The organism is Sphingomonas sp. Ant20 (genome assembly GCF_000783375.1).
GTDB classification, from domain to species: Bacteria; Pseudomonadota; Alphaproteobacteria; order Sphingomonadales; family Sphingomonadaceae; genus Sphingomonas; species Sphingomonas aerolata.
Window position 1 is genome coordinate 1 of record NZ_JRVI01000007.1, and the last position, 25,970, is coordinate 25,970.

Here is a 25,970-nt window from a genome sequence, read left to right on the forward strand (position 1 = left end):
CACAGGAGGGCGCCGCGGCCGCGGACGCGCCGGTGTCGCTCGATCCCATGTCGCCGCTCGCGCCGCTGCCCGATATCGGCGTCGCCTGGCCCGATCTTGCCGCCGCCACCGATGATCCGGTCACCGTCGCGACCAACACCGATGCGACGACCGAGACGCGCTATTCGTGGCGGATCGAGGGAATCGACTCGATCGAGAACGCGCTGCTGAAACAGCGGTTCGACCAGCTCTCGACGCTCAACGCGAACGACGGCGAGGTCGCCAATGCAGCGCAGCTCGATCGCCGTGCGCGCGAGGACGGCGACCTGCTCAACAGCCTGTTGCGCGCCGAGGGCTATTATGACGCGCGCGTCACCACCCGGGTCGAGCCCGGGCAGAAGCCGCTGGTGATCGTCTCGGCCGATCCGGGCACGCGCTATACCTTCACGGGCGTGACGATCGATGGTCTGGCGGCGGCGGGGGACAAGGCGCCCGCGCTGGCCCAGGCCTTCGGCATCAAGCCTGCCGACCCGGTCAACTCGGATGCGATCGTCGCGGGCGAGGCCAAGCTGACGACTCAGATCGGGCGCGAGGGCTTTCCGTTCGCCAAGGTCGGCGATCCGGCGATCGTGGTGGACCATGCGACGCGCACCGCGACGCTCGACCTGTCGATCGTCCCGGGCGGCCAGAAGCGCTTTGGCCGGATCGTCGCGCTGCCCGGCAACCGCGTGTTCGATGCGGAGCATGTGCAGGAGATCGCGCGGTTCACGCCCGGTCAGCCCTATGATGCGGGCGAGCTGGACGATCTGCGCCGGGCGCTCGTCCAGACCAGCCTGGTGTCGTCGGTCGAGGTCAGGCCGATCCCGGGCAGCACCGCCGACAGCGTCGATATCGGTGTGAAGCTCGACCGCGCGCCGCCGCGCACGGTCGCGGGCGAGCTTGGGTATGGCACGGGCGAGGGCGCACGCGCCGAGGTCAGCTGGACGCATCGCAACCTGTTTCCGCCCGAGGGCGCGCTCACGCTGCGCAGCGTTATCGGGACGCAGGAGCAGCTCGGCGCGATCGTCTATCGCCGCAACAACTTTCATGCGCGCGACCGCGTGCTGACCGCGCAGGTCTCCGCGGTGCATATCAACCGCGATGCGTATGAGGCCAAGACCTTCACGCTGGCCGGCAGCATCGAACGCCAGACGAACATCTTCTTCCAGAAGACCTGGACCTGGTCGCTCGGCGCGGAGCTGATCGCGTCGGACGAACGCGACGTGATCGTGTCGACCGGCGATCCTCGACGCCGGACCTTCTTCATCGGCGCGCTGCCGACCACGCTGAATTATGACGGATCGGACGACCTGCTCAACCCGACGCGCGGGTTCCGGCTCGGCGGGCGGCTGAGCCCGGAGGCATCGTTCCAGGGATCGGTGTTCGGCTATGCGCGGACGCAGATCGACGCGAGCGTGTACCGGACGGTCAGCGACGGGATCGTGCTGGCGGGGCGGACCCGGCTCGGCACGATCGTCGGCGCGCCGCGCGATCAGGTGGCACCGTCGCGGCGTTTCTATGCCGGCGGCGGCGCGTCGATACGCGGCTATGGCTATCAGTCGATCGGTCCGCGCGATCCGAACAACGACCCGATCGGCGGCCGCAGCCTGACCGAATTCTCGATCGAGGCGCGGATCAAGGCGTTCGGCAATTTCGGGGTCGTGCCGTTCCTCGATGCGGGCAACATCTACACGTCGCCGCTGCCCAAATTCACCGGCCTGCAATATGGCACGGGGATCGGGGTGCGCTATTATTCGAACTTCGGCCCGATCCGATTCGATGTCGGGACGCCGATCAACCCGCAACCGGGCGACAGCCGGATCGCGGTCTATGTATCGCTGGGACAGGCGTTTTGACCGACGCCGCGACCGAGACGACAGAGCCGGGCCGGCCTGTGCCACGGCGCCGCTGGTGGCGCTGGCTTGCGGCGGCGTTCCTTGCCCTGGTGGCGATCCTCGGCGCCGCGCTGCTGATCGTCGATACCGATATCGGCCACCGCTATGTCGCCAATCGGGTCGGCGCGATCCGCGCGGCCAACGGGCTGCGCTTCACGATCGGGCGGATCGACGGGTCTCTCTATGGTGATACGCGGCTGACTGATCTGCGCGTCTATGATCTCGACGGGCTCGTGTTCCAGGCGCCGCGCGTCGAACTCGACTGGTCGCCCATCCGCTGGTTTTCGAACCGGCTCGAGATCCGCCGGCTCGCGATCGATCGCGCGACGCTGTTCCACGTCCCGCGCACGCGACCGTCGAAGAGGCGCACGCCGATCCTCCCCGATTTCGACATCCGGATCGGGCGGCTCACGGTCGGACGCCTGCTGCTCGACACGCGCGTGCTCGGCACCGCACGCGTCGCGCGGCTCGACGGCCGTGCCGATATCCGCTCGGGACGCGCGCTCGTCGACGTGAACGCGCTGGTCGCGGGCAGCGACCGGCTCAAGCTGCGGATCGATGCGGAGCCAGCGCGAGACCGGTTCGATCTGGACGTAGCGGCGCGCGGGGCGGCGAACGGGGTGCTCGCCCGGATGATCGGCGCCCGGAGCAACGTCGCGCTCGTCGTCACCGGTGACGGCCGCTGGGCACGCTGGACGGGCCGCGCACAGGGTATTGTCGGCACGGCACGCGCGGTCGATCTCGCGCTTTCACAGGCAAGCGGACGCTATACGCTGTCGGGAACGCTCGCCCCCTCGGGGCTGCTCAGCGGACGGCTCGCAGCGCTCACGACGCCGCGGGTGCTGGTCAATGGCGCCGCGACGTTCGTCGAACGCCGGCTCGACGGGCGGCTGTCGCTGCGGTCGCCGGCGCTCTCGCTCGACACGACGGGTATCGTCGATCTCGGCGCGAACGCGTTTCGTGATCTTCGCGTGAAGGCGCGGCTGCTGCGGCCGACGGCGCTGATCGGGACGATGGGGGGCAGCGGCATCGAACTGCGCGCCATTCTCGACGGTGCCTTCGCGACCGCAAGCTTCGACTACCGCCTCGACGCGGCACGACTGACCTTCGACAAGACCGGCTTCGATCGCGTGCGGATCGCCGGCAAGGGGCGTCTGTCGGCGGCGCCGGTCACCGTCCCGATCCGCGTCACCGCCGCCCGCGTGACCGGGGTGGGCGATGTTGCCGGGGGGATCCTGCGCAACCTGTCGGTCGATGGGCGGCTGCGGATCACGCCTGCGCTGTTGACCGGTGACGACCTCGTGCTGCGCTCCGACAAGCTCAACGGACGGATCGGCATCCGGGTCGATCTGCGCACCGGGCGGTTCGACGTCGGGGTGAATGGCCGGCTCGGTCGCTATCTGATCCCGGGGCTGGGGATCGTCGACGTCACGTCGACGCTGCGCGTCGTTCCGGGGCCGAACGGCAAGGGGACGCGGGTGATCGGGCAGGGCGCGGCACAGGTGCTGCGGCTTGACAACGCCTTCTTCCGCAGTCTCGCAGGTGGTCTGCCGCGGCTCACCGCCAATCTCGAACGAACGACGGACGGAGTCCTGCATTTCAGCAACCTCGTCCTCGTCGCGCCGCAGATCCGGTTGAGCGGCAACGGCTACAGACGGCGCGACGGCAGCTTCCGGTTCGAGGGCGGTGGCCGTCAGCAGAACTACGGTCCGGTCACGCTGACGCTGGACGGCAGGATCGAGCGGCCGACGCTCGACCTCGTCCTCGCCAGCCCCAGTCCGGCCCTGGGGCTGACCAACGTGCGGGCGCATCTCGATCCGACCGCGCAGGGCTATGCCTTTGCCGCTGCGGGTGGCTCGCGGCTTGGTCCCTTCACCGCGGCCGGTACGCTGCTCCTCCCGCGCGGCGCCGGTGCCACGATCGCGATCGCCGCGCTGGACGTCAGCGGGACCCGCGCGACGGGGACGCTCGCGATCGTCGATGGCGGCTTCAACGGGCGGCTTGCGGTGGCGGGCGGCGGTCTGGCGGGCGAACTGCTCTTCCGACCGGTCGGCGAGAATCAGCGCGTCGAGGCGCATCTCGATGCGCGCGCGGGGACGCTCGCCGGCTGGACGCTGCGGCGTGGTCATATGGATCTCGTCACGATCCTCGACCCTGCGGGCACCTCGATCGAGGCGACCGCGACCGGCGCAGGCTTGCAACGCGGCGCGCTCAGCATCGGGCGGCTGACGGGCAGCGCGTCGCTGCGCGGCGGAGTGGGGCAGATCAAGGCGTCGATCGCGGGGTCGCGCGGACGCGCGTTCGATATCGAGAGCGTGACCGACGTGACCGCGGACAGCTATCGCATCGCTGCGCAGGGCACGCTCGACCGGCGACCGCTCCGGCTGTTGAGCCCGGCGATCGTGACCCGCGACGGCGATGGCTGGCGCCTCGCACCGACGCGGCTCAGCTTTTCGGGGGGCGAGGCGCAGATCGGCGGACGCTTCACCGGATCGACCAGCGCGATCGACGCGAGCATGACGCGAATGCCGCTGGCCATCCTCGACATCGGCTATCCCGGCCTCGGGCTTGGCGGCCTGGCATCGGGGACGTTCAGCGTCGCGACGAGCGGCGGGAACCCGCCGACGGGCAAGGCGGACGTGACGATCCGTGGCCTCAGCCGTGCGGGGCTCGTGCTGTCGTCGCGGCCGATCGATGTCGGGGTCGCGGCGCTTCTGTCGCCCGACAAGCTCGGCCTGCGTGCGGTGATCGCCTCGGGTGGCAAGACGATCGGGCGCGCACAGGCGCAGCTTGCGCCGCTTGGTGAGGGCGACCTCGCCACGCGGATCTCACGCGCGCGGCTGTTCGGACAGCTGCGCTACAGCGGGCCTGCGGACACGCTGTGGCGGCTGACGGGGGTCGAGCTGTTCGACCTGTCGGGGCCGGTCGCGATCGGCGCGGACGTCGTTGGTACGCTCGAAGCGCCGGTAATCCGCGGTGTCGTCCGTGCAACCAACGCCCGCATCGAAAGCGGCACGACGGGCACGATCCTGTCGAACGTCCAGGCCAGCGGCCGGTTCGGCGGCTCGCGCCTAGTGATCGACCGTTTCGCGGCGGACGCGGGCAAGGGCGGCCGGGTGACGGGGGTCGGCCAGTTTGATTTCGCAGGCAAGAACGGGCTTGGGATCGACCTGCGGCTGCAGGCTGCGAACGCTGTGATGATCAACCGCGATGATATCGGCGCGACCGTGACGGGGCCGCTGACGTTCACGTCGGACGGGATAGGCGGCGTAATCGCGGGCGACGTGGTGATGAACAAGAGCCGCTACCGGCTAGGCCAGGCGACTGCGGCAAGCGCAGTGCCGCAACTCAACATCCGGGAAATCAACCTGCCCGAGGGCGGCGAGGAAAAGGCCGCGCCGACGCGCCCCTGGACGCTGGCGATCAAGGCCCGCGCACCGAACCAGGTCATGGTCAGCGGGCTGGGGCTGACAAGCGAATGGTCCGCCAATCTCCAGATCGCCGGTGAGCCGCAGAACCCCGCGATTACCGGCCGTGCGACGCTGATCCGCGGCGATTACGAATTTGCCGGGCGCGAATTCGAATTGGCGCGCGGCGTCATCCGGTTCGATGGCGGCGTGCCTGCGAACCCGGCGCTCGACATCGAGGCGAATGCGGACTCGACCGGGCTCAACGCCTCGATCCGCGTCACGGGCTATGCGCTCAAGCCCGAGATCGGGTTCACGAGCACGCCCGCGCTGCCGCAGGACGAGCTGCTCTCGCGCCTGCTGTTCGGGACGTCGATCACCAACCTGTCCGCGCCAGAAGCCTTGCAGCTCGCGGCGGCGGTGGCGGCGTTGCAGGACGGCGGCAACGGGATCAACCCGATCAACGCGGTGCGGCGTGCAGCAGGCCTCGACCGGCTGCGCATCCTGCCTGCCGACCCGCAGACGGGGCAGGGCACATCGATCGCCGCAGGCAAATATGTGACCCGGCGGCTCTATGCGGAGATCATCACCGACGGCCAGGGCTATAGTGCGACGCAGGTCGAGTTCCAGGTCACCCGCTGGCTGTCGCTGCTGTCGAGTATTTCCACGCTTGGCAGGCAGAGTGCGAACGTCCGCATTTCCAAAGACTATTGAACCGGCGGCAAACGCCGGAGGACCCCTTGTCGTGGGAACCAGCCCTGTCGGGCATGGTTGATCTGCCGTTACATATCGAGGCCAGATGACCCTTCCCCAATCTCTTTCGATCGCCACGCTCATCGGCATGATGATGCTCTTCATCTGGGGACGGTTTCGCTATGACGTCACCGCGATCCTGGCCCTGCTCGCGAGCATCGCGCTGGGGATCGTCAGCCCGAAGGATGCCTTCAAGGGCTTTTCCGACGACATCGTCATCATCGTCGGTTCGGCGCTCGTCATCTCGGCGGCGGTCCAGCGCTCGGGGGTGATCGAACTCGCGCTCGCAAAGCTTGCAAAGCGGGTCACGCGGGTTCGGTCGCAGCTTTTGGTCCTGACGCGTCGGTGGGGTTCTCGTCTGCGTTGGTCAAGAATATCGGCGCGCTGGCGATGCTGATGCCTGCGGCGTTCCAGATGGCGAAGAAGAACAACACCTCGCCATCGGTGTTCCTGATGCCGATGGCGACCGCGTCGCTGCTCGGCGGTCTCATCACGCTTGTCGGTACCTCGCCCAACATCATCGTCAGCCGCGTCCGCGAGCAGATGACCGGGCAGCCGTTCGGGATGTTCGATTATACCCCGGTCGGGCTCGGGCTGACTGTGATGGGGTTGATCTATCTGCGCTTCGCCTATCGCCTGCTGCCGCGCGACCGGCGGGCTGCGCCGACGATGGGCGAGGCGCTCGACATCAAGGGGTATATCACCGAAGCCGCGATCCCCGAGACGTCCCCCGCGGTCGACGAGTCGGTCGAGGATTTTCTCGCACGGCACGACGGCGAGGTGTCGATCACGCGGATCCTGCGCGCGGGCATGCGCAGCGCGCCGAACGAGCATACGCACCTGAGGGCTGGCGATGTACTGATCCTCGGCGGCGAACCCGATGCGCTCGAACGCGTGATCGCGCGCGACCGGCTGAAGCTCGAAGGCGAGGACCGCGAAAAGGCGGATCAGGCGGACGACGATGAAGTCGGCGTGATTGAGGCGGTCGTCAATGTCGGTTCGCCGCTGGCGGGGCGGACCGCGGCCCGGCTTGCGCTGCAGGCGCGGTTCGGGGTCAATCTGATCGCGATCTCGCGACAGGGCGAGCATCTGTCGCGCAGACTGGCGAATATCGAGCTGCGCGCGGGCGACGTGCTGGTGCTGCAGGGGCCGCTCGAACAGCTGCCCGGCAAGCTGCGCGACCTGGGCTGCCTGCCGCTGGCACAGCGCGAGATGCGGCTTGGCGTGTCGAAGCGCAGCTGGCTGCCGATCGGTATCCTTGGCGTCGCGATGGGGGCAACGGCGATGGGGTTCGTGCCCGTGGCGGTGGCGTTCTTCGCCGCGGCGGGGCTGATCATGGCGACCGGTGTGCTGCCGGTGCGCGAGGCCTATGACCATGTCGAATGGCCGATCCTGATCATGCTCGGCGCGCTGATCCCGGTCAGCGATTCGCTTCGTACCACCGGTGCATCGGACGTCATCGCGACCTGGCTGTCCGCGACTGCATCGACGCTGCCGCCCTGGGGGGCGGTCGCGCTGATCCTGGCGGCGGCGATGGCGGTGACGCCGTTCCTGAACAATGCCGCGACCGTGCTGGTGATGGCGCCGATCGCGGCGACGTTTGCGGGCGATCTGGGCTACCGGCCCGAGGCGTTTCTGATGGCGACCGCGGTCGGCGCAGGGTGCGACTTCCTCACGCCGATCGGTCATCAGTGCAACACGCTGGTGATGGGGCCGGGCGGCTACAAGTTCAGTGACTATGCCCGGCTCGGCGCGCCACTGTCGCTGCTGGTGCTGCTGGTCGGCACGCCGTTGATCGTCGCGGTCTGGCCGATGCACTGAGCCCCCTCCCGCGGGGGGAGGGGGCGTCGGCGGCATCCGCCAGGCAGGCCGACCACGGTCTTCACTTCCATGAAATCGGTCAGCCCGTAGCGGCCATTCTCGCGGCCATTGCCCGATTTCTTGTAGCCGCCGAACGGTGCGCCGATGTCGGGGCTCCACGAATTGATCGTGACCAGCCCAGCGCGCAGCTTAGATGCGACCTTCGCGGCGGCGGCGGGGTCACCGGAGATCGTCGCAGACAGCCCGTATTCGGTCGCGTTGGCGATGCGGATGCCCTCGTCCTGATCGGCATAGGCGGTGATCGTTGCGACCGGGCCGAACGTCTCCTCCTGCGCGATCCGCATGTCGGGGCGCACATCGGTGAACAAGGTCGGCTGGATGTAATAGCCCGCGTTGCGCCCGTCGGGACGCCCCACGCCGCCGGTGACCAGCGTCGCACCCTCGTCGATCGCCGACTGGATCAGCCCCTGGATCTTGTCGAACTGCGCCTTGTTGACGACGGGGCCGATATGCTGGCCCATCTCGGCGGGGTCGCCGACCTTGGTCTGCTCCATCATCGCCTTCACGATCGCGGTGGCTTCGGCGACCTGGCTGGCATGGACCAGCAGCCGGGTCGGCGCGATGCAGCTCTGTCCCGAATTGGCGAGCACGCCTGCAACCGTCGGCGGCAGGACTTTGGCGAGGTCCGCGCCCTCGAGCACGAGGTTCGCCGCCTTGCCGCCCAGCTCCTGATGGACACGCTTGACCGTCGGAGCGGCGGCCTGCGCCACCGCGATGCCCGCGCGGGTCGACCCGGTGAAGCTGACCATGTCGACGTCGCGGTGGCTCGACAGCGCCACGCCGACGCCGGGGCCATCGCCGTTGACGAGGTTGAACACCCCCGCCGGGACGCCCGCGGCATCCATGATTTCGGCGAGGATGATTGCGCAGGTGGGCGCCTCCTCGGACGGCTTCAGGATCATCGTGTCGCCCGCCGCCAGCGCTGGCGCGACCTTCGCGCAGATCTGGTTGAGCGGCCAGTTCCACGGCGTGATCATCGCGACGACGCCGAGCGGTTCGTGCACGACGGTCGCCTTGCCGATGACTTCGGAGAATTCGAACGCCGCCAGCGCCTTGGCGGTCGCGGAGAAATGCGCGAGGCCGGTCGCGCCTGTGCCATCGACGCGAGCGCCATCGGCGCGCCCATTTCCTGCGACATCGCCTTGGCCAGATCGGGCATGCGCGCCTTGTACTCGGTCATGATCCGGCCGAGCACGTCGAGCCGCTCCTGAACGCTCGTCTGGCTCCAGCTTTCGAACGCGGCACGGGCGGCGGCGACCGCCTTGTCGACATCGGCCGCGGTGCCGAGCATGATCTCGGTACAGGGCTGTTCGGTCGAGGGGTCGATGACCTGGTGGATTCGGCCGCCGTCGCTGTCGACCCAGGCGCCGTCGATATACTGCTTCAGATAGCTCTTCATCATGCCTCTCCGCATCGTGTTTTGCAGAGGAATGGGCGTCGGGCGGATCGGTTGCAACCCGAAACGCGGAGCTAGTTAGGGTCATGACCAACAGGAGACGGGCATGGCACGCGTAGCGACTATCAGGACGACCGGTGGCCCCGAGGTGATCCAGTGGGACGACGTCGACCTGCCCGCGCCAGGCAAGGGCGAGGTGTGGATGCGCAACACCGCGGTAGGGCTGAACTATATCGATACCTATCACCGCAGCGGCGTCTATCCGGTAACGTTGCCCTCGGGGCTCGGCAGCGAGGCGGTCGGCGTGGTGATGGCGGTGGGCGAGGGGGTCACGGGCTTTGCCCCGGGCGACCGCGTCGGCACCTTCGGCCCCACGCACGGGGCCTACGCCACCGAGCGCAACGTGCCCGCGGGCGAGCTCTTCCACCTGCCCGACACGCTCGACGACCGCACCGCGGCGGCGATACTGCTGAAGGGCTGCACCGCGGAGTTCCTCATCGAACGCTGCGCGCGCGTCGAGGCCGGGCAGACGGTGCTCGTCCATGCCGCCGCGGGCGGGGTCGGGCATATCCTGGTCGGCTGGCTGAAGGCGATCGGCGCGACCGTGATCGCCAGCGTCGGCAGCGAGGCAAAGGCCGAGCGGACGCGCAAGGCGGGGGCCGATCACGTCATTCTCCACCGGTCCGAGGACATCGCGGCGCGGGTGCGCGAGATCACCGGCGGGAAGGGCGTGCCCGTGGTGCTCGACGGCGTCGGTGGCGCAACGTGGGCGGCGTCGCTCGACAGTGCGGCGAAGCGCGGGCTGATCGTCAGCTATGGCAATGCGGGGGGTGTGGTGGACGGCGTCAATCTGGGCGTGCTGGCGGCCAAGGGGTCGCTGTTCGTGACGCGCCCGACGCTGTTCGATTATGCCGAGCACCGGCAGGCGATGGTCGATCGGGTGTTCGCGATGCTCAAGCAGGGCGCGTTCAAGCCGGAGATCGGCCAGACCTTCGCGCTGGAAGACGCGGCAGATGCGCACCGGGCGCTCGAGGCGGGGGAGACGTTCGGGAGTAGCGTGCTGCTGGCCTGAGCGCGCCGCAGCCATGTTCTCCCGCGAAGGCGGGAGGCCAGACTGGGGCGCCGCCTCCGCGGGGACACAGGGTCTGGATGTATCGTGCAGTTTGAGCCTCCCCGGTCGGTGGAGTTTGCAGAGCACCTCAACGGGAAAAGGGCGCCCGGATTGCTCCGGGCGCCCTTTTCTCTGTCAGCGCCGTGGCGAAGCCACGTCGTCGGTCGTCGCCATAGGCGACGCCGGCCGACAGCGGCTAAGCTGCCGGCACGGCAGATTAGCCGCTGTAGTACATGTCATACTCGACCGGGCTCGGCGTCATTTCCCAACGCGCGACTTCGGCACGCTTGATCTCGACATAGCTCTCGATCTGATCCTTCGAGAACACGTCACCCTTGAGCAGGAAGTCGTGATCGGCGAGCAGGCAGTCGAGTGCCTCGCGGAGAGACCCCGCGACGGTCGGGACCTGGGCGAGTTCTGCGGGCGGCAGGTCGTACAGGTTCTTGTCCATCGCTTCGCCCGGATGGATCTTGTTCAGGATGCCGTCCATGCCGGCCATCATCAGCGCCGCATAAGCGAGATACGGGTTGGCCAGCGCGTCGGGGAAGCGCACTTCGACGCGCTTCGCCTTGGGGCCGGTGCCGTACGGAATGCGGCACGAGGCCGAGCGGTTGCGCGCCGAATAGGCGAGCAGCACGGGCGCTTCGTAGCCGGGGACGAGGCGCTTGTAGCTGTTGGTCGTCGGGTTGGTGAACGCGTTGACCGCCTTGGCATGCTTGATGATGCCGCCGATGAAATACAGGCACATGTCGCTGAGGCCCGCATAGCCGTTACCGGCGAACAGCGGGGTCTTGCCTTCCCAGATCGAGAAGTGCGTGTGCATCCCCGAGCCGTTATCTTCCTTGATCGGCTTGGGCATGAACGTCGCCGTCTTGCCATACGCGTGCGCGACCTGGTGGACGACGTACTTGTAGATCTGCATGCGATCCGCGGTCTGCGTCAGCGTGCCGAAGGTCAGGCCCAGCTCATGCTGTGCGGCCGCGACCTCGTGGTGATGCTTGTCGCAGGGCAGGCCCATCTCGATCATCGTCGAGACCATCTCGCCGCGGATGTCGACGGCGCTATCGACCGGCGCGACCGGGAAATAGCCACCCTTGGCGCGCGGACGGTGGCCGAGATTGCCGCCCTCATATTCACGGCCCGAATTGCCCGGCAGTTCGATGTCGTCGATCTTGTAATAGCTGGTCGAATAGCTGTTCTCGAACCGGACGCGTCGAACATGAAGAATTCGGCCTCGGGGCCGACATAGACGGTGTCGCCGACGCCGGTCGTCAGCAGATACGCCTCGGCGCGCTTGGCGGTCGAGCGCGGATCGCGGGCGTAGAGCTCGCCGGTCGACGGATCGGCTATGTCGCAGATCAGTATCATCATCGGCGTCGCCGAGAACGGATCGACATAAACCGCGTCGAGATCGGGCTTGAGCGTCATGTCGCTCTCGTTAATCGCCTTCCAGCCCTCGATCGACGAGCCGTCGAACATCAGGCCGTCGGTCAGTTCGTCTTCACCGATCAGGCTGGCGACCATCGTGAGATGCTGCCACTTGCCCTTGGGATCGGTGAAGCGCAGATCGACCCACTCGATCTCCTGGTCCTTGATCATCTTCAGGACGTCGTTGGCCGAATTTGCCATGATGCTAAGCCCTCTTTGCTCGATAGGTCGGCAGATATGCCGGAAATGATAGTGCGGCGCAGCGCGCTAATTCCACAGATTGTTGCGCCGCGTCAAATGAAGTCGGTGTCAGTAAGGCCGTTAAATCGCGTCGTCGTCGCGCTCGCCGGTGCGGATACGCAGCGCGCTTTCAACGGGAATGACGAAGATCTTGCCGTCGCCGATCCGGCCGGTCTGCGCGGCCGCGGCAATCGCCTCGACGACGCGTTGTGCCAGACCATCCGCGACGACGACCTCGAGTTTCACCTTGGGCAGGAAGTCGACGACATATTCGGCGCCACGATACAGCTCGGTATGGCCTTTCTGCCGGCCAAAGCCCTTGGCCTCGGTCACGGTGATGCCGCTTACGCCGATCTCGTGCAGCGCTTCCTTCACCTCATCAAGCTTGAACGGCTTGATGATGGCTTCGATCTTTTTCACAGGTACGCCCCCGATTGTCGTTGAAACCAACGCCCTACAGGGCGCCTTGCACCAAACGTGCCAGTTGTCGCCACCTTGGGCAACGACCGATTCACCCGTAAACCCTGCCCGAAAATACAGCATCCGGAACGGATGTGCACGATGCGGGGGCAGCGATCACAGAATTTCGTGCAGCCGCGCGATGGGCCGTCCGAGGCGGACGCCTTTGTCGGTCTCGACCAGCGGACGCTCGATCAGCAGCGGATCGATCATCATCGCGTCGAGGATCGCTTCGGTGTCGCCATACTTGACCGCCTTTGCGCCGTCCTCCGCCATGCGCAGGCCCTGGCGCGGCGTCATGCCCGCCCGGTCGTAAAAACGGACGAGTTCGGCGCGCGACGGGGGAGTCTTCAGATATTCGACGATCGTGACGTCCGCACCGGCCTCTTGCAGCAGCGCGAGCGCCTCGCGCGACTTGGAGCATTTCGGGTTGTGGTAGATCGTCGCCTTCACGAATGCTCCGTCGTCATTGGACTAGCCTCGGCCAGACCATGTGTCCCGCCCGGTTATTGTTCTCCCGCCTTCGCGGGAGAACATTCTAAGTGGCAGGAGCGCTTACGCCCCCTGCTTGGCGAGCCACTCTTCCAGCCACTTGATCGTGTACGCGCCCTCCTGAAACTCAGGATCGTCGAGCAGTGCACGGTGCAGGGGAATCGTCGTCGTGACGCCCTCGATCACCATCTCCTCAAGCGCACGCCGCAACCGTCGCAACGCGCCCTGACGCGTCGCGCCGTAGACGATCAGCTTGGCGACCATCGAGTCGTAATAGGGCGGCACGCGGTAGCCGGCATAGAGCCCGCTATCGACGCGGACATGCATCCCGCCCGGCGCGTGATAGAGCTTCACCAGCCCCGGCGACGGCGCAAAGGTGCGCGGATCCTCGGCATTGATGCGGCATTCGATCGCATGGCCGCGGAACTGCACGTCTTCCTGGCGCAGCGTCAGCGGATGCCCCTCGGCGATGCGGATCTGTTCGCGCACCAGGTCGAGGCCGGTGATCATCTCGGTCACCGGATGCTCGACCTGAAGCCGGGTGTTCATCTCGATGAAGTAGAATTCACCCGCTTCCCACAGGAACTCGATCGTCCCCGCGCCGCGATAGCCCATGTCGGCCATCGCCTTGGCAACGATGCCGCCCATCCGCTCGCGCTCTTCCGCGGTGATGATCGGCGAGGGGGCTTCCTCGAGCACCTTCTGGTGGCGGCGCTGGAGCGAACAGTCGCGCTCGCCGAGATGGATCGCGTTGCCCTCGCCGTCACCGAAGATCTGGAATTCGATATGCCGCGGATTGCCGAGGTATTTTTCCATGTAGACGGTGGCATCACCGAACGCGGCCTTCGCCTCGCTGCCGGCCTGCTGCATCTGCGTTTCGAGGTCTTCGGCGTCGGTGACGACCTTCATGCCGCGACCGCCGCCGCCGGATGCCGCCTTGATGATAACCGGATAGCCGATCTCATCGGCGATCCGCTTGGCCTCCGCGATGTCGCTGATCGCGCCGTCCGAGCCGGGGGACGAGCGGCAGCCCGAGCGCGCCTGCGGTGCGCTTGGCCTGGACCTTGTCGCCCATCGTGCGGATGTGCTCGGGCTTCGGACCGACGAACAGGATGTTGTGCAGCTCGACGATCTCGGCGAACTGCGCATTCTCGCTCAGAAAGCCGTAGCCCGGATGGATCGCATCCGCGCCGCTGATCTCGGCGGCGGAGATGATGTTGGGGATGTTCAGATAGCTGTCGGTCGCCGACGGCGGTCCGATGCAGATCGCCTCGTCCGCGAGCCGCACGTGCATCGCGTCGGCGTCGGCGGTCGAATGGACCGCCACCGTCTTGATGCCCATCTCATGGCAGGCACGGTGGATCCGCAGCGCGATCTCGCCGCGGTTCGCAATGAGCAGCTTCTTGATTTGCTTCATTATTCGACCACGACCAGCGGCTGGTCGAATTCGACCGGCTGGCCGTTCTCGACGAGGATCGCGGTGACGGTGCCGGCCGAGGGCGCGACGATCGTGTTCATCACCTTCATCGCCTCGATGATCAGCAGCGTGTCGCCCGCATTGACCTTCTGGCCGACGGTCGAGAACGGCTTCGCCTCGGGGTTGGCAGCGAGATAGACCGTGCCGACCATCGGCGACTTGACCGCGCTTGCGCTGATCGCCGGGGCGGACGCGCCGACCTCGGCCTGCGGGATCGCCAGCGGTGCGGAGACGGCGGGCGCCGCAGGGGCGGGGGCATAGTGCGCGACGGGTGCGGCCTGCGCTGCCTTGCGTGCGACGCGGATCCGGCGCGAGCCGTCCTCGACCTCGATCTCGGTCAGCTGCGTGGTGTCGAGCAGTTCGGCGAGCTGGCGCACCAGGGTCACATCGACCTGCATTGCGCCTGTTGTTTCTGGTGTATCGGTCATGGCGGGGCCTCCTGTCAGAACCGTGCGACGGCTTCAAGCGCGAGCAGATACGAAAGCGCGCCGAAACCCGCGATCGTTCCCTTCGCCGCCTGTCCGACCAGGCTGATGTGCCTGAACGATTCGCGGGCGTGGGGATTGGAAAGATGGACCTCGATCACCGGCGTCTTCACGCCCTTGATCGCGTCATGGACCGCGACCGAGGTATGCGTGAATGCGCCGGCATTAAGGATGACGGCCTTCGCGCCGCGCGCCTGCGCCTCCTGGATCCAGTCGACGAGGTGCCCTTCGTGATTCGACTGGCGCATGTCGATCGTCAGGTCGAGCTCGCGCGCTCGATCCTCGAGCTGGCCGGCGATGTCGTCGAGCGTCTCGTCGCCGTAAATCTCCGGCTCGCGCGTCCCCAGCAGGTTGAGGTTGGGGCCGTTCAGGACGAAGATTGTCGCAGGGACGGTGGCAGGGACTGTCGCGGGCAAAGGCTGCTCCTGGTTGCAGGGGCGGCAAACCACCCTCTATATGCACCCCCCTTACCCGTTCGTGTCGAGCGAAGTCGAGACATGAGACCGGCAGCGGACGGGTGGTTTCCCGACTTCGGTCGAAACGAACGGAAAACTCTGCATGCCCCACTCCGACGGCACCGTCTCGATCACCGTGAACGGCGAGCACAAGCGTGTCTCCACCGGCCTCAGCCTTGCAGGGCTCGCGACCGAGCTGGGCCTCATCCCCGAAAAGATCGCGGTCGAACGCAATATGGAGGTGGTGCCGCGTTCGACGCTGGCGGACGTGATGGTCGAGGATGGCGACGACCTCGAGATCGTGCACTTCGTCGGCGGCGGCGATCATGCCGCGGCGATCAACACCGACAGCTGGACGGTTGCCGGCCGCACCTTCCGCTCGCGGCTGATCGTCGGCACCGGCAAGTACAAGGATTTCGCGCAGAACGCCGCCGCGGTCGAGGCGTCGGGGGCGGAGATCGTCACCGTCGCCGTGCGCCGCGTCAACGTCTCGGATCGCAATGCGCCGATGCTGACCGACTTCATCGACCCGAAGAAGATTACCTACCTCCCCAATACCGCGGGCTGCTTCGACGCCGAATCGGCGATCCGGACGCTGCGGCTGGCGCGCGAGGCGGGCGGCTGGGAGCTGGTGAAGCTCGAGGTGCTCGGCGAGGCGAAGACGCTTTATCCCGACATGGTCGAGACGCTGCGCGCGACGGAAATCCTGGCGAACGAGGGCTTCAAGCCGATGGTCTATTGCGTCGACGATCCGATCGCGACCAAGCGGCTGGAGAATGCGGGCGCGGTCGCGATCATGCCGCTGGGTGCGCCGATCGGCTCGGGTCTGGGTATCCAGAACCGCGTGACGATCCGGCTGATCGTCGAGGGGGCGGGCGTGCCCGTGCTCGTCGATGCGGGCGTCGGCACGGCGTCGGATGCTGCGGTGGCGATGGAACTCGGTTGCGACGGCGTGCTGATGAACACCGCGATCGCCGAGGCGAAGGATCCGCTGATGATGGCGGCGGCGATGAAATCCGCGGTCGAATCGGGGCGGCTTGCCTATCGCGCGGGGCGGATGGGGCAGCGGCGTTATGCCGATCCCTCGAGCCCGCTTGCCGGCCTGATCTGACACCATGACGCAAACGTCACGGAACCCTCGATAAAGACGGCCGTTATAGTCTCACAAGTTCAGAGCGGTACGATTGGCGTATCGCACAACATAGTGGAGGCTCTCATGGGCGAATTCACCGATAAGGTCGCAGCCGCAGGCAACAAAGTCGCAGGCAACGTCAAGGAAGCCGTAGGCAAGGCAACCGACAACGACCGTATGGTCGCAGAAGGCGAAGCACAGCAGGCCAAGGGTACTGCGCAGAACGTCAAGGGCAGCGTCAAGGGCGCACTCGGCGACGACATCTAGCTTAGGCTTGAGGAACGAGATTTGGCCGCTTCGGGAAACCGGAGCGGCTTTTTCTTTGCCGTCGCCATCGCGCGCTGCGCCGGGCTTGGTAATGGCGCTGCTGCCAACTAGGACCGCCAAATGACCAAGCGAGATACCGTATGACTCTGCCGACCCGCAGCTACGCCGCCTTCCTGTTCGATATGGATGGCACGATCCTCACGTCGATCGCGTCGGCCGAGCGGACCTGGACGGCATGGGCGATCGCGCACGGCCTGGATGTCGCGACCTTCCTGCCGACGATTCACGGCGTTCAATCGGTCGAGACGGTTCGGCGGCTGGGTCTGCCCGGCGTCGACCCGGTCGTCGAAGCGGCTGCGATCACTGCCGCCGAGATGGAGGATGTCGGGGACATTACCCCGATCCGTGGTGCGGCTGATTTCCTCGCGACACTGCCGGCTGGGCGCTGGACGATCGTGACCTCGGCACCGCGCGCGCTGGCCGAGCGGCGTCTTGCTGCCGCGGGTCTGGCGATCCCGGCGCAGTTCATCGCGGCCGAGGACGTCGCGAACGGCAAGCCCGCGCCCGACTGTTTCCTGCTGGCCGCCGAGCGTCTGGGTGTACCAGCATCCGACTGTCTTGTCTTCGAGGATGCACCGGCAGGTATTGCGGCAGCCGATGCCGCGGGATCCGATGTCGTCGTCATCACGGCAACGCATGGCCGCGACCACCGCGTGGACGCAGCGCGGCATGCGATTGTGGATTATGACGGTGTTGAGCTTACGGCCGACGGTCTTGGTCGCTGGCGGCTTGGCCGCGAATAAGGGCTGGATCATGACATCGTCGATCCGGCCGCATGACGGGTAACTATCCGAGATTGATCTGTTTTCGACGCATTATGGATATACACTGGTAATGAGTTGAGCGCAGGATCGGCGGATGGAATTTCCGGTGCGACCAGCCAAGCTCGAACGCTTCATGGACGACCAGGCCGTACTCGCGCGCATCGCACCGAACCCCGCGGTCGCGCAGATGCACCGCGACCTCGAACGATATTATCGCGAGCAGCTGGATCAGGCGCTGCGCCTGATCTGATCGCAGGGGCCGTAACCGGCGCCTGGGCCTGGATCAGAATAACTCCCCCTGCGGCCCCTGTGGCGCGCGGAACAGGTCACACCGCAGTCCGACCCGTTCCGCGTTCAGCCCGTGCTTGCGCACGGCGATGTCGAACCTGGTCTTCAGCAAGTCCGCCCAGGGGCCTTGCCCCTTCATCCGGCTGCCGAACCCCGGATCATTGTCGCGTCCACCGCGGATCGACTGGATCGTCGCCATGACCTTGCCGGCGCGATCGGGAAAATGCGCGTCCAGCCACGCACGGAACAGCGGCGCGACTTCCCAGGGCAAGCGGACCGGGATGAAGAACGCAAAACGCGCACCGGCCTGTGCGGCGCGCGCAATCAGATGCTCGATCTCGTGATCGGTAATCGCGGGGATCACCGGCGCGATCGAGACATAGACCGGCACGCCCGCCGCCGCGAGCGCGCTGACCGCCGCGAGGCGTCGCTCGGGGTGTGGTGCGCGGGGTTCGAGCGTTGCCGCGATCTTCGGATCGAGCGACGTGATCGACAACGCGACCGCGGCCAGACCCTTTGCCGCCATCGGGGCGAGCAGGTCCAGATCGCGGATGACGCGATCCGACTTGGTCGTGATCGTCAGCGGGTGGTTGGTCTCGGCCAGCACCTCGATGATGCCGCGAGTGATCCGCCAGTCGGCTTCGATCGGCTGATAGGGATCGGTGTTGGTTCCCAGCGCCATCGGCCGCGCGCTGTACCCCGGTTTCGCCAGTTCGGCCCGGAGCAGCGCGGCGGCGTCGGGTTTGGCGAACAGCCGGCTTTCGAAATCGAGGCCGGGCGACAGATCGTGAAACGCGTGGCTCGGTCGGGCAAAGCAGTAGATGCAGCCATGCTCGCAACCGCGATAGGGATTGATCGAGCGGTCGAAGGGGATGTCGGGTGACGCATTGCGACTGATGATCGTCCTGGCCCGCTCGACCGTGACGGTCGTCCGCAGCCGGGGTGCCGCGCCGTCAATCGCATCGCGCGCATCAAGCCAGTCGCCGTCCGCTTCGGTCTGCGGAAGGTTGAAGCGCGTGCTTTCGCCGTTCAGCGTCGCGCCGCGTACCGGGCGGGGTCTGGTCATGCCCGATACTAACATCGGGCGAGGAACGAATAAAGAACAAACGGGCGGCGTCCTCGACGCCGCCCGGTGTCGTCATGCGCGTTCAGAACCTGACGCCGAACCCCGCGATCGCCTGGTGGCGGCTGAAATCGAGGCTGGTCTTGGTCGTGCCGTCGTTCACCTCATAGCCGTTATAATCGGTGTAGACGTACTCGAGCTTGCCATAGAAGCGCGACGAGAATGCGGTCTGGATACCGGCCCCCGCGTGGAAGCCGCTGAGCGAGTCGGACCCCGCGACGTTGTTTTCCTCAACCGTCGCGTTGCGGTTGCTCAGGCGCAACCGGCCACTCGAAAAGCCGCCCTTCACATAGAGAAGCGTGGTCGGGGACAGGAGATAGCCGCCGCGGGCGCCGACGGTGATGTTGCGGTTCGCGGCGATGCAGGTGCGATCGCCCACGCTCACGATGTCGTTCTCGCACTCCTTCGCGCTCGATCCTTCGAGACCGGCATAGACGCCGAGCACCGCGCTGACATTGACCTGCGCGTCATAGCCGACCTCGCCGCCATAGGTGACGCCGCTCTTGCCGACGCGGACGCTTGCCGAGTCGTTCGCCGTGTCGACGTTCAGCTCGGAAATGACGCGTTCATAGCCGATCCGGGGTTCGACCCGCAGGCCCGAGACCTGGCTCGCCGGATTGCCGCGCGAATCGCGGTCGAATCGGTCATAGGCGCGACCGTCATAGGTCCGGCCGTCGGACGACTGCGCCACGACCGGCGTGGTGGCGGCCCCGGCTGCGACGAGCGCGAGCAGGTAGATGTTACGCATATTGATACTTCCCCCTTGCCGCCCGTCGTCGTCGACGGGCCGGTACCTGGCTGGTATCGCGCGGGAATGCTGACAGGACGTTAACCGGAAGCGCGGCAGGCCGGGTAAGGCGCCACGGATGGTCGCGCGGCGGTTTTGCGCGTAGAACGGGGTATGGCAGAGAATCTGACGACGGTGGAGCGGGCCCTCGAACTTGCGCGGTCCGGCGAGTGCGATTCGGTCAACGGCCTGCGCCAGCGACTGCGCCGCGAGGGGTATGACGCGGTGCATCTCCACCTCCACGGCGCGGCGATCAACAAGCAGCTCGTCGATCTGATCCACGCCGCGAGAGGCTGAACGCCACGATCATTTCTGGGCGAGGATCAACTCCTTCGGCATGTCGAGGCCCGACGCGGCCCAGGCGGATGCGGTGCGGCAAGTGATCCGGTCGATGCGGGTGCCGGTGACTGCGGGTTCGGTCAGGCAATATTTGCGCGACTTCGCATCATATTTCAGCGTCGTCATCTGGGCCTGTGTCGCGCTTCCCCGCGGAGCGGCGTTCGCGATCGTCGGGCTGGCGGCCGCGGCGATGGCGATCGTGATGAGGGCGACGGTGCGGCCGAGCGTACGCGTGGTTGGCAGAGCGGGCATGACGGTGTGTCCTTCCAGAAGATGAGGTCGAGCCGCCCGGGGGGCGGCATGAAGACCAATGCATCTGGCGTGCCAGTTAACTACTACACTAAGACACTTCGCTTCTGCGCTCTAAAACCTCGTTTTTTTTCGCCCGCAGCGGCGATCAGCGCGATCCACGCCCAGCGGAAATCGCGCCATCAGTTGGGAATCGATGCCGAAACATGGCCCGTCGACGTGCGCGGTCAGCGCTCGAGCAAGCGCGGCATCAGTTCGACGAAGTTGCAGGGCCGGTGACGGCTGTCGAGCTGGTCGCGCAGGATCCCGTCCCACCCGTCCTTCACAGCGCCGGTCGAACCCGGCAGCGCGAAGATATAGGTGCCGTGCGCGACACAGGCGCAGGCCCGCGACTGCACCGTCGACGTGCCGATCGTCTTGTAGCTGAGCATCCGGAACAGCTCGCCGAACCCGGGGATCATCTTTTCGGCGACGCGCTCGACCGCCTCGGGCGTCACGTCGCGGCCGGTGACGCCGGTGCCGCCCGTGGTGATGACGCAGTCGACTTCCGGATCATCGATCCAGGCGTGGAGGCGGGCGACGATCGTCTCGACGTCATCCTTCTCGATCCGGCGATCGGCGAGCACATGCCCTGCCTCTGCCAGCCGCGCGACGAGCGTATCGCCCGAGCGATCCTCGGCCAGCCCGCGCGTATCGGACACCGTCAGCACGGCGATCCGGACCGGCAGGAAGGTCCGGCTTTCGTCGATTGGCATAAAAGATCAGTCCGCGCGTGTGACGGTGGAGGATTGCGCGCCGACGCTCGCATTGACTGCGATCATCGGCTGATGCGCGGTGAGGCTCGCGCTCGCGCGCGCATTCGGCCGGGCGTTCATGCGGATCGCGGTCGCGCCGGGCAGGCCGGGGAAACGCGGCCACATGCCCTGTGCCAGTGCGTTGCGGCTGGTCGAGGCCTTCCGCCCACCCTGCGCCTCGTACATCCAGTAGTTGCGCAGCACGGTGGTGACGTAGCCGCGCGTCTCCCAATAAGGGATGCTTTCGATATACAGCAGCGGATCGCCATTATCGTGGACGATCGCGTTCCAGTCGCCGACCGGACGCGGGCCCGCATTATAGGCTGCGATCACCTTGGGTAGCAGCCCACCGGTCACGCCAGCCATGTCGCGCAGCCGTTCGAGATGCCGCTGGCCGATGTCCATGTTGGTCGACGGCTTGGTCAGCGCCTTGAGGTCGATCGACGTGCCGCGTTCGCGCGCAAAGTCGGTAGCCGCCGCGGGCATGATCTGCATCAGGCCGTAAGCGCCCGCGGGGCTGCGTACCGTGTTGCGGAAGCGCGATTCCTCGAGCGTGTGCGCGTAGACCAGCGCCTTGTCGATGTGCCAGCCGCTGTCGGGCGTCCAGTTCGGCGTCGGATAGCGCGCCTCGGCCGCGGTGGTGACCCCTTGCGGGCAGTTGTGCGCGAGCCAGACGGTCGTCGCGGGCAGGCTGAGTGCCTCTGCGACCCGAACGAGATTGCGGAATTCGCGGGGATCGCCGATCTTCGCCTGCTGGCGGATGACGGTATCGGCCAGTTCGGTCTCGCCGACCTCGACGAGCGCGGCTGCGACGCGGACATTGGGGCGCTTCTCGACGACCTTCCAATCGCGCGCGACCACGCCGCCGGGACCGCTGCCGCCGACCCGCGCGGGATCGGCCATTGCGAGCTGCTGGCGTGCGAGTTGTCCGTAGAAGCTTTCGCCGAACTGCGCCGCAGCCTTCAGCCGGCCCTGGATCTTGTCGGGACGCGCGCAGACCATGTCGGCGCGCGACGCCCAGTAGAGCGCCGCCGCGCGCAGGTCGACATCGCCCGCGCGTGCCGCGACGCCTTCGAACCCCGTACCGGCGTTGGCACAATCATTCTGCCGCCACGCAGCCAGCGCCCCGACCCAGCGGGCCTGGACCGCCCATTCGCCGACACCGTCCTGGCCCTTGGCGGCCATCACGCGCGCATTGGCGTCGTCACCCTGGAGGAAATAGATCCACGCGATCTTCTGCTGCCATTCGGTCAGCGTCTCGGGCGTGAGACCGGGCGTGCTGTCGAGCAGCGACTGTGCCTCGCGGCCCATGTCCGCCTTGACGTAAGGCTGCATCTTCAGCGCGAGGTCGGCGGCGATCATATCGCCTTTGAGGCTCTTCGCGCGCACCCGACGCGGTGCGCCGTCCTGCCAGATCAAACGCTGCGCGACGGGCAGGGGAGGCAGATCGACCGCGCCGCGGACCGTGGCGAGGCGTGCAATCTGTTCCGCCTCGGGCAGCTCGGGGGCCTCGTTCAGCAGCGCGACGAGCGGCGCCATCTCGATCCTTGGCGATCCCTTGGCGATGTACATCTCGCGCGCGCGATCGCATGGAGCGGGCCGGGCTTCATGGTATCGAGCTGGATCTGCGCATCGGTCCATTTGCCGTCGCGGATCGCGCCGAAGACCGCGCGATAGGCGTCGCGCTGCGCCGGATCGAGCTGATCGGGAATCTGTTCGGCGGTCGGAGCACCGGCGACGAGTCGGGCATCGCCCGTACCGCTGTCGGCGATCGGTGCCGCCAGAGCGGGCAGCGGCAATGCCGCACAACCGAGCAGGATTGCGAGCGTGCGGGTCATGCCCGCGTCTCCTGAGACATCTGGCCCCCCATCAACATCTGCAAATCCTTCCAGGCTTCTGCCTTGGCCGCCGGCTTCTCGATCAGAAAGCGCGGGTGAAAGCTGGCGACCACGCCTGCTTCTCCGACCTTATGGCTAATTCCATGTAAACGTCCCCGCGCGGCCTGCAATTCCATCCCGAGGATGGCACGGCTCGCCGCATTGCCGAGCAGAAGCAACCGCTTGGGCGCAACAAGTTCGATGTGATGCTTGGCGATCTCCGCCAGCCGGTCCTCGACCTCGCGCTGGATGCGACCCGCGGTCGGGCGCTTGGCGCAGACCGCCGCGACATGGACCTCCGACCGGGTCAGCCCGATCGCGGCGAGCATGCGGTCGAGCAGGCGACCCGATGCACCGCTCAGCAATTGACCGGCGCCGCCATTGTCCGTGCCGTCGTCACGATCGGGGCAGTCCGCAAGCACCATGACCGTAGCGTCAGCCGGCCCTTCGGCCGCCAGCGAAATGCCGTTCCATCCCGCCTCGGGCACGTCCGCGCCGGTGCGCCAGGCCAGGAATTCGGTCAGCGACAGCGGCATCGTGGCGACCGCCACCGGCGGTGCGACGGGCACGCCGGCGGGCGCCGGCGGCGCGATAACCAGCGGTTCGGGTGCCGCGAACCAGTCGCGCGGGGCGTCGTCGACGAGCATGTCGAAACCGGCATCGTGCCACCAGTCGAGCACGCTGACCGCGGCGTTGCGCCAGTCGATGGTCTGATCCGCCCCCATATGTCTCCTATGCTGCGTGGTTGACGTGGCGGTCAACTCGCGCAATCGCCTAAATAGACGCGACACGGACAAGACGGTGCCGGCCCGAGCCCGAACGAACGGGAGGGGCGGGAAGCCGGGCAGACAGGGACCATCCCCCGGGAGACGATGATGACGACACGTGAATCGATGCCCTACGACGTAGTGATCGTCGGCGCGGGTCCGGCGGGGCTTTCGGCAGCGATCCGGCTGAAACAGCTGGCGGCCGAGAAGGACGCGGACATCTCGGTCTGCGTGCTCGAAAAGGGATCCGAGGTCGGCGCGCACATCCTGTCGGGCGCGGTCATCGATCCCAAGAGCCTCGACGAGCTGCTGCCCGACTGGCGCGAGGATGGCTGTCCGCTGGCGGAAGTGCCGGTGACGGAGAATCACCACTGGATCCTCAGCAAGACGAAGAAGAGCGAGATGCCGCACTTCGTCACGCCGTCGTTCATGCACAACAAGGGCACCTATACCGGCAGCCTCGGCAATCTGTGCCGCTGGATGGCGGGCAAGGCGGAGGAGCTCGGCGTCGAGATCTTCCCCGGCTTCGCGGCTGCCGAGATCCTGTTCAACGACGACGGGTCGGTGAAGGGCGTCGCGACCGGTGACATGGGCGTCGCGCGCGACGGCACGCACAAGGGCGATTATACTCCGGGGCTCGAACTCCACGCCAAATACACCTTCTTTTCCGAAGGCTGCCGCGGTCACCTGACCAAGCAGCTGATCGCGAAGTTCGATCTCGCCAAGGACAGCGACCCGCAGGTCTACGGCCTGGGCATCAAGGAACTGTGGGACATCGATCCCGCGCTCCATTCGCCTGGCCGCGTCATCCATACGCAGGGCTGGCCGCTCAGCGAGACCGACGGGTCGAACGGCGGCGGCTGGATCTATCACCAGGCCAATGGCCAGGTCTCGATCGGCTTCGTCACCTGGCTGAACTACACCAATCCGCATCTGTCGCCGTTCCACGAGATGCAGCGCTGGAAGACGCATCCCGAGATCGCGGCGCTGCTCAAGGGCGCCAAGCGTGTCAGTTACGGCGCGCGCGCGATCAGCGACGGCGGGCTGCAGTCGATCCCGAAGCTGGTGATGCCGGGTGCCGCACTGATCGGCGACAGCGCCGGCTTCCTCAACGTGCCGCGGATCAAGGGCACGCACACCGCGATGAAGTCCGGCATGATGGCCGCCGAGGCCGCGGTCGAGGCGATCGTGTCGCAGCGCGGGCATGACGAACTCGCCGCCTATCCGGAGGCGTTCGAGCGCAGCTGGGTGAAGAAGGAGTTGTCGGTCGTCCGCAACGTCGTGCCGCTGGTCAAGAAGTTCGGCGACATGCTCGGGTCCGGGCTTGCCGGTGTGACGATGTGGCTCGAACATTGGGGTCTGAAGGTGCCGTTCACGCTGCACCATCATCCCGATCACGAAAGCCTGTGGCGCAAGGATCTGGTCAAGCCGATCGTCTATCCCAAGGCGGACGGGGTGCTGACGTTCGACCGGCTGTCGTCGTGTTCATCTCGAACACCAATCACGAGGAGGACCAGCCGGTCCACCTGACGCTGAAGGACCCGGCGGTGCCGATCGCCTACAACCTGCCGATGTACGACGAGCCCGCGCAACGCTATTGCCCGGCCGGCGTTTACGAGGTGGTGGGCGAAGAGACGGGCGATCCGAAGTTCGTGATCAACGCGCAGAACTGCGTCCACTGCAAGACCTGCGACATTAAGGACCCGACGCAGAACATCAACTGGGTCGTGCCCGACGGCGGTGGAGGCCCCAACTATCCCAACATGTAAGTCTGTCCTGCTGGCGATCGGCCTGCTGACCGCCCCGACGGCGGCGCTGGCCGACACCGGCGGTCTCTCGGCCTATCTCAAGGCGCGCGCGCGGATGCGGACGGGCGGGTGACGATTGCCGCGGACCAGTATGCCCTGGCACTGGCGGCGGCGCCCGACGATCCGGTCGTTGCGATCCGCGCCTACCGGGAGGGGATCGAGGCGGGTGACATGCCGCTCGTCGCGCGCGCGGCGGGGGTGCTGGCGAGAGCCGGAGT

Annotated in this window: 19 protein-coding genes and 5 pseudogenes; 11 read left to right on the top strand and 13 right to left on the bottom strand. The window is 66.8% G+C overall.

Annotated features, from left to right (window positions below):
- From NI18_RS01815 to NI18_RS01825, 4 genes are all read left to right on the top strand, one after another.
- The coding region (locus tag NI18_RS01815) for an autotransporter assembly complex family protein (protein WP_037527671.1) at positions 1-1,874 on the top strand (1,874 nt) is incomplete at its 5' end.
- A complete protein-coding gene (locus NI18_RS01820; RefSeq protein WP_192008400.1) occupies positions 1,871-6,034 on the top strand; it encodes a translocation/assembly module TamB in 4,164 nt (1,387 codons plus the stop codon). The genes NI18_RS01815 and NI18_RS01820, both read left to right, overlap by 4 nt.
- An 85-nt stretch (positions 6,035-6,119) precedes the next feature.
- A complete protein-coding gene (locus NI18_RS26225; protein ID WP_306286171.1) occupies positions 6,120-6,470 on the top strand; it encodes an SLC13 family permease in 351 nt (116 codons plus the stop codon).
- On the top strand, positions 6,464-7,894 hold the full coding sequence (locus NI18_RS01825; protein ID WP_306286172.1) for an SLC13 family permease: 1,431 nt from the start codon (positions 6,464-6,466) through the stop codon (positions 7,892-7,894). The genes NI18_RS26225 and NI18_RS01825 overlap by 7 nt, the downstream gene beginning before the upstream one ends.
- A gap of 41 nt (positions 7,895-7,935) precedes the next feature.
- Here NI18_RS01825 and NI18_RS01830 read toward each other — a convergent pair.
- Positions 7,936-9,353: pseudogene (locus NI18_RS01830) on the bottom strand (aldehyde dehydrogenase family protein); the annotation flags it as partial.
- Positions 9,354-9,456: 103 nt separating this feature from the next.
- Between NI18_RS01830 and NI18_RS01835 the strand changes: the two are divergent.
- Positions 9,457-10,422: a quinone oxidoreductase gene (locus tag NI18_RS01835; RefSeq protein WP_037527673.1), complete on the top strand. Its 966-nt coding sequence runs from the start codon at positions 9,457-9,459 to the stop codon at positions 10,420-10,422.
- 256 nt (positions 10,423-10,678) lie between these two features.
- Here the strand turns inward: NI18_RS01835 and glnA are convergent.
- The 6 genes and pseudogenes from glnA to aroQ form a co-directional block, all read right to left on the bottom strand.
- A pseudogene (gene glnA / locus NI18_RS01840) lies at positions 10,679-12,090 on the bottom strand (type I glutamate--ammonia ligase).
- 120 nt (positions 12,091-12,210) lie between these two features.
- A complete protein-coding gene (locus NI18_RS01845; protein WP_031394505.1) occupies positions 12,211-12,549 on the bottom strand; it encodes a P-II family nitrogen regulator in 339 nt (112 codons plus the stop codon).
- Positions 12,550-12,705: 156 nt separating this feature from the next.
- Positions 12,706-13,041 carry an arsenate reductase family protein gene (locus tag NI18_RS01850; RefSeq protein ID WP_037527675.1) on the bottom strand — a complete coding sequence of 112 codons (336 nt, stop codon included), beginning with the start codon at positions 13,039-13,041 and terminating at the stop codon, positions 12,706-12,708.
- A 102-nt stretch (positions 13,042-13,143) separates the two neighbouring features.
- Positions 13,144-14,497: pseudogene (gene accC / locus NI18_RS01855) on the bottom strand (acetyl-CoA carboxylase biotin carboxylase subunit).
- Positions 14,497-14,985: an acetyl-CoA carboxylase biotin carboxyl carrier protein gene (gene accB, locus NI18_RS01860; protein WP_037527677.1), complete on the bottom strand. Its 489-nt coding sequence runs from the start codon at positions 14,983-14,985 to the stop codon at positions 14,497-14,499. The pseudogene accC and the gene accB overlap by 1 nt, the downstream one beginning before the upstream one ends.
- A gap of 14 nt (positions 14,986-14,999) precedes the next feature.
- On the bottom strand, positions 15,000-15,458 hold the full coding sequence (aroQ, locus tag NI18_RS01865) for a type II 3-dehydroquinate dehydratase (protein WP_037527679.1): 459 nt from the start codon (positions 15,456-15,458) through the stop codon (positions 15,000-15,002).
- Positions 15,459-15,600: 142 nt separating this feature from the next.
- Between aroQ and thiS the strand changes: the two genes are divergently transcribed.
- The 4 genes from thiS to NI18_RS24885 all read left to right on the top strand — a co-directional run bounded on the left by thiS (position 15,601) and on the right by NI18_RS24885 (position 17,970).
- Positions 15,601-16,608 carry a sulfur carrier protein ThiS gene (gene thiS / locus NI18_RS01870; RefSeq protein ID WP_081874033.1) on the top strand — a complete coding sequence of 336 codons (1,008 nt, stop codon included), beginning with the start codon at positions 15,601-15,603 and terminating at the stop codon, positions 16,606-16,608.
- Between the two features lie 105 nt (positions 16,609-16,713).
- Positions 16,714-16,896: a CsbD family protein gene (locus NI18_RS01875; protein ID WP_031394577.1), complete on the top strand. Its 183-nt coding sequence runs from the start codon at positions 16,714-16,716 to the stop codon at positions 16,894-16,896.
- A 140-nt stretch (positions 16,897-17,036) separates the two neighbouring features.
- Positions 17,037-17,699: an HAD-IA family hydrolase gene (locus NI18_RS01880; RefSeq protein ID WP_037527683.1), complete on the top strand. Its 663-nt coding sequence runs from the start codon at positions 17,037-17,039 to the stop codon at positions 17,697-17,699.
- A 115-nt stretch (positions 17,700-17,814) separates the two neighbouring features.
- Complete coding sequence (locus NI18_RS24885) at positions 17,815-17,970, top strand: hypothetical protein (RefSeq protein ID WP_156360324.1); 156 nt, start codon at positions 17,815-17,817, stop codon at positions 17,968-17,970.
- A 33-nt stretch (positions 17,971-18,003) separates the two neighbouring features.
- On the opposite strand, the gene NI18_RS01885 is transcribed toward NI18_RS24885, so the two are convergent.
- Positions 18,004-19,074, bottom strand: a complete 1,071-nt coding sequence (locus NI18_RS01885; RefSeq protein ID WP_037527685.1) for a PA0069 family radical SAM protein — start codon at positions 19,072-19,074, stop codon at positions 18,004-18,006.
- A gap of 82 nt (positions 19,075-19,156) precedes the next feature.
- A complete protein-coding gene (locus NI18_RS01890; protein ID WP_037527686.1) occupies positions 19,157-19,879 on the bottom strand; it encodes an outer membrane beta-barrel protein in 723 nt (240 codons plus the stop codon).
- Positions 19,880-20,032: 153 nt separating this feature from the next.
- Between NI18_RS01890 and NI18_RS24035 the strand changes: the two genes are divergently transcribed.
- Entirely contained in the window at positions 20,033-20,215 is a 183-nt protein-coding gene (locus NI18_RS24035; RefSeq protein ID WP_037527687.1) for a hypothetical protein, read from the top strand.
- A 9-nt stretch (positions 20,216-20,224) separates the two neighbouring features.
- Here the strand turns inward: NI18_RS24035 and NI18_RS01900 are convergent, their stop codons facing one another.
- The 4 genes and pseudogenes from NI18_RS01900 to NI18_RS01915 form a co-directional block, all read right to left on the bottom strand.
- Positions 20,225-20,509, bottom strand: a complete 285-nt coding sequence (locus NI18_RS01900) for a hypothetical protein (protein ID WP_037527689.1) — start codon at positions 20,507-20,509, stop codon at positions 20,225-20,227.
- A gap of 224 nt (positions 20,510-20,733) precedes the next feature.
- A complete protein-coding gene (gene moaB / locus NI18_RS01905; RefSeq protein WP_031394583.1) occupies positions 20,734-21,261 on the bottom strand; it encodes a molybdenum cofactor biosynthesis protein B in 528 nt (175 codons plus the stop codon).
- Positions 21,262-21,267: 6 nt separating this feature from the next.
- Positions 21,268-23,138: pseudogene (locus NI18_RS01910) on the bottom strand (lytic transglycosylase domain-containing protein).
- Positions 23,135-23,902, bottom strand: a complete 768-nt coding sequence (locus NI18_RS01915; RefSeq protein ID WP_037527692.1) for a uracil-DNA glycosylase — start codon at positions 23,900-23,902, stop codon at positions 23,135-23,137. The pseudogene NI18_RS01910 and the gene NI18_RS01915 overlap by 4 nt, the downstream one beginning before the upstream one ends.
- Positions 23,903-24,052: 150 nt before the next feature.
- On the opposite strand from NI18_RS01915, the pseudogene NI18_RS01920 reads away from it, so the two are divergent.
- Positions 24,053-25,713 (top strand): annotated as a pseudogene (locus NI18_RS01920) (electron transfer flavoprotein-ubiquinone oxidoreductase).
- Positions 25,714-25,970 lie beyond the last annotated feature (257 nt).